This is a genomic window from Leekyejoonella antrihumi (assembly GCF_007845645.1).
Taxonomy (GTDB): Bacteria; Actinomycetota; Actinomycetes; order Actinomycetales; family Dermatophilaceae; genus Leekyejoonella; species Leekyejoonella antrihumi.
The window spans coordinates 1-4,247 of the sequence record NZ_VCQV01000092.1; the positions used below are offsets into that span (position 1 = coordinate 1).

3 protein-coding genes and 1 pseudogene are annotated in these 4,247 nt (G+C 64.0%); 1 reads left to right on the top strand and 3 read right to left on the bottom strand.

Annotated features, from left to right (window positions below):
- The first annotated feature begins 757 nt into the window (after positions 1-757).
- A complete protein-coding gene (locus FGL98_RS24670; RefSeq protein ID WP_146321475.1) occupies positions 758-1,120 on the top strand; it encodes a hypothetical protein in 363 nt (120 codons plus the stop codon).
- Positions 1,121-1,376: 256 nt separating this feature from the next.
- Here FGL98_RS24670 and FGL98_RS24675 read toward each other — a convergent pair whose 3' ends face one another.
- The 3 genes and pseudogenes from FGL98_RS24675 to FGL98_RS24685 all read right to left on the bottom strand — a co-directional run.
- Positions 1,377-2,039 (bottom strand): hypothetical protein, encoded by a 663-nt coding sequence (locus tag FGL98_RS24675; RefSeq protein WP_146321477.1) that lies wholly within the window; start codon positions 2,037-2,039, stop codon positions 1,377-1,379.
- A gap of 446 nt (positions 2,040-2,485) precedes the next feature.
- Positions 2,486-2,836, bottom strand: coding sequence for an iron chaperone (locus tag FGL98_RS24680; RefSeq protein ID WP_146321479.1), 351 nt, complete (start codon positions 2,834-2,836; stop codon positions 2,486-2,488).
- 317 nt (positions 2,837-3,153) lie between these two features.
- Positions 3,154-4,128, bottom strand: a pseudogene (locus tag FGL98_RS24685) (helicase-related protein); the annotation flags it as partial.
- Positions 4,129-4,247: the final 119 nt, after the last annotated feature.

Below are 4,247 nucleotides of genomic sequence, written 5' to 3' on the forward strand. Positions count from 1 at the left end.
AGCGGGAGGGGCGCCTGAGAAGTCATCACCGTCATGCTGTCAAAACCCCCACCAGTCGCCGAGTTACCTGCATCAATTATCGCGCACTACGGGCAAGAACTCAACCTTCGAGAACGGCAATCTCTCACTCGGACAACGACGCCGGGTCAAACGTCAAACAACTATGTCCAGAGTCCTGAGTCTGCGATTGGGCTCATGATGCCATGCAGCAGCGACAGCGGGTCAAGGCCGCGATCGAGAACCACAACACCAGACGGCCCCGGCGGGTCGCGAGCCTCCAAAACCTGCAAAGTTGGAGTCAAGTCGGGGAACGTGTTCAGGAGGTACCCTTCCTGAGCCTGGGGGCTCGGAAAGTGCAGGTGAGCCGCACCCCGCCGAAGCTCCCCTCCAGCGGCCGCTGAAACGCCTGCGTGCCGGTGTTCTGGGCCGGCACCGGCGCATCCGCATCACAGAGCCGCGAAGCGGCAGTGTCCTTCCGCTGCCTGACGGGCGCATGCGTTTCATCCACATGCCGATGAGAGCGGACGTTGGGCTCTGGTCGCGCGTCGTTGTGGTCATGACAACATTGCGGGCATGACGCAGGCGCTATTCGAAGAGCTGGCGCGGGAGTTCTGGCACACGGCAGGGGTCATGACTTTCAGTCAGGTTGCCATCAAGACGATGAGCGACGGGATTGGCTGGACGGTGACTGACGAGAATCCCGATCCCACACTGTTCATCGGTGCAGGCGATCCCAACGACCCGAAGACGGTCGCCGATGCGCCTTTGGCGAAAGAGTCAGATCGAGGGCGCGGCTGCGACCGACGGGTGGCTCCAGGAGTGGCTGACTCATGCCTGGCTCGCTCTGATGTTCGCTCGCTGGGAGGCCCACTACCGTCCCGCGTTTGCGGATGCGAACGGTGTCGATCAGAAGGAAGTGCACTCCGACGTCATCGGTGACATCCGCAATCTTCGCAACGGTGTCATTCACCATCGAGGGATCGCAACCGCGAAAAACACGGGCAGGTGCAAGGTCCTCACCAAGTTCAGCGTTGGAGACAAGGTCCTTCTGCGACCCGAGGACGTTCGTCTCATGAGGGATGCCATGCAGGTCAGGATCGCGCCTGAAACCGACGCCTGACCCGAACACGGCGCTGTCCCTCGCCAGAGCCATGGCCCAGGCCATCCCGCGCGGGCGCTACGGGCCCGCGCGGCAGCGTCCGGGTCTGCCGCAAGCCGCGCGATTATCGGCCGCGGGCCGAGGCGCGTCACACCGCCGCCAGTCGGCGCGCATGGCCGTCGCTTCGCGGGTGAGCCTGCCCATACGTCAGCTCCGCCTGGCTTTGCGGGCCTTTTGGAGAAGAGCGACAGCGAGCCTCATGGAGTGGCGCTTTCGTTCAGCCGACTGACGCCTGCCCCGCCTGATAGGCGATCGTCGCAACTGCAGCGACAAGAACTAGCAGTGCCGCGAGCACAGCCCAGGCTTGCCCGACCGGGAGTCGGGTAACGAGATCCTTCACGGTCAGTTTCGTGGCGTCCAAACTGCTCTGGTCGGTTCTGGCTCCCGATGCGTTGTAGAGCCTGACTTTCTGGCTCCAGTCGGAGACAACCGCGTGCGCCTCCTTGGATTGGAGGCTTGTTCCAGATACGTCAACTGTCAATACATACCAGTCATAGCTCTCGGCAAGAAGGCCCTCAATCTTGAGTCCTCGCTCGACCACCACTAGCAACGGTTGCTTGCGGGTGTAGGTCATCGCGGCCTCGATCTGGTTCCAAACGGTTGGGAGTTTGATGTCTCGCGTCGGGCGCTCGAAGTCCGAGCCGAATTTCTCGACCATTACCTCGGATCGAGTTCTCTCGAAGGCGCATACGAGGGTGCCCGACGTCGTCTCCATAAGCTCGACGATTCGCTTAAGCGGCGCCGAGGCCGAAAAATCAGTTCTACCGACAGTCCTTGGCGTAAGGCCGTTCGCCTCCAGGAGCGACTCCAAGGAGCCTACGAAGGTCTCCTGTTCCTCTGTCCAGGTCTGGCCGACGCTCAAAAAGACATCTGAGGCCATAGCGGGCTCCAATCACTCTAGGTGACGAACTGTAGTCACGACCTCGCGCAACGGCGAACTTCTCGACAGGCAACCTCGCCGTCGATGATTGCCCGACAACTGCCGAGTCGAGCGATCCATACCACCGCGCGATTCGTCACAGGGCTACCGGGCGCAAGCAGTATTCTTGAAACTGGCTCCTCGGCTCCGTTGGCGGCGACCAAGCGTCGATTTGGTCTCGGTCGCCGCAAGGTGATCTGATGTCCCACAACGATGGTGTCGCTTTTCGAGCCGGCGACGATGTCGAGCGCGCAGCTGGCAGCCTGTCCTTCCTCGCCCGATATGCCGGTAAGACACACGCCCTGTACGCGATCCAGTCCATGCGATGGCGGTCTCCGGTGCGCGCGTCTTTCCGCCGCGTTGAAACGCGCTGCTGTGACGAGATGTGCTGCGAGCCGGGGCATCACTCAGATACCAAGGATCGCGATCTTCGCTTCGACGAGCCTGCGAACGAGGTCATTGGGGAGGGTTTCGTCGATCGGGAAGTGAAGCGAGCCACTCGTGCGCTCGTACCCCGTGAGTGCCTCGCTCAGATCGGCAAGCACCCGACCGCTGTGCGGGAGATACGCAAGGTGGTCCTTGAACGCCGCGAACCCGGCGACTACCTGCCCGCTGACTCGGAACGCCGGCGCACCGTAGGAGATACCCTCCTCGGCGTCCGGGACGACGGTACGGATCGAGCGCCTTAAGGCTTCGAGCGTGCCGCGCTTGGGTTCCTCCAGCGCTGCCAGGTAGGCATCCACCTCGTCCACGGTCATAGCACACAGTCTCCTCTCCGTTTGCTGGATCCGTCATCATCTGGGCGGCCGACTGTGGAACGTCCTCCGTTCGGCGCAAATGCTCGTTCGTAGGATTCCACAGGGCGCGTCCCTTCGCCGCGAGTGCGCGCAGATGCTATGACCCATGATCGCCAACTAACGAAGGCGATGATCTTTTAGCAAGCCGACACGGAAACCCGCCGTGACAACCTCACGCCGTCCATGCGCGGTCCTGATGCGATAAGCGAGACTTCTGAAATCTGCCCGTCTCGCACACCGACCCCGTCGGGGCCGATGCGCCGGTGAGGCCGGCCCGGTCAACCCTTCTGACGGGGCCTGCGAACCGCCCGGTCCTCGATGGACTTCGTTGACCCCCGCGTGCCGTCTTCCTTGGCCAGATCGATCAGTCTGCCCGAGATGCGGGTGGTGCGCAGCTTGTCCCAGACCGCGGGGGCCAGGTCGGTCGGCAGCTCGACGAGCGAAAAGTCGGGCCGGATCGTGATGACGCCGAAGTCGCTGCGGCTCAGGCCGCCCTCGTTGGCAATGGCGCCGACGATCTGGCGCGGCTCCACCTTGTGCCGCATGCCGACGTTGATCCGGTAGCTCGCGAACGTCACGTGGCTGGGCCGCGCCGGGCGGTCGCGCTTGGCGCCGCGCTCGGGCTGGTCGCCGTGCTCGGCGCGATCGCCCCAGCTGGGCTTGGTGCCGGCGCTGCGGTCGGGCCGCTCGGCACGGACGGGTCGCTCGGTGCGCCGCGGCTTCTCGGCGGCCGGGTCGAGCAGCAGCGGCTCGTTGCCCTGGGCCACCACGGCCAGTGCGGCGGCCACGTCGACCTCGGGCACGTCGTGCTCGCGAACGTAGTGGGCCACGATCTCGCGGAATCCCTCGATCCGGTCCGTCGCCTGCAGCGCCTCGGTGATCTGGTCGTCGAAGCGGGCCAGACGCGTGGTGTTCACGTCCTCGACGCTGGGCCAGGTCATCTGGGTCAGCGGCTGGCGGGTGGCCTTCTCGATGTGCTTGAGCAGGTACCTCTCCCGCGGGGTGATGAACGAGATCGCGTCGCCGCTGCGCCCGGCCCGGCCGGTGCGGCCGATGCGGTGCACGTAGGACTCGGTGTCGGTCGGGATGTCATAGTTCACCACGTGGCTGATCCGCTCCACGTCGAGGCCGCGGGCCGCCACGTCGGTGGCCACCAGGATGTCGAGGTCGCCGGACTTGAGCTGGTTCACGGTCCGCTCTCGGACGTTCTGGGCCACGTCTCCGTTGATCGCCGTGGCCGAGAATCCCCGGGCCCAGGGGTCTGGACATGGTGGGATCGTTCATGAGTTGTCAGGCTGGTCTTTGACGGTGTAGACGATCTTGAGGTTCGTGCCAGGATAGGTCGTCTCGGTGTCGGTCAGCTGCTGACACA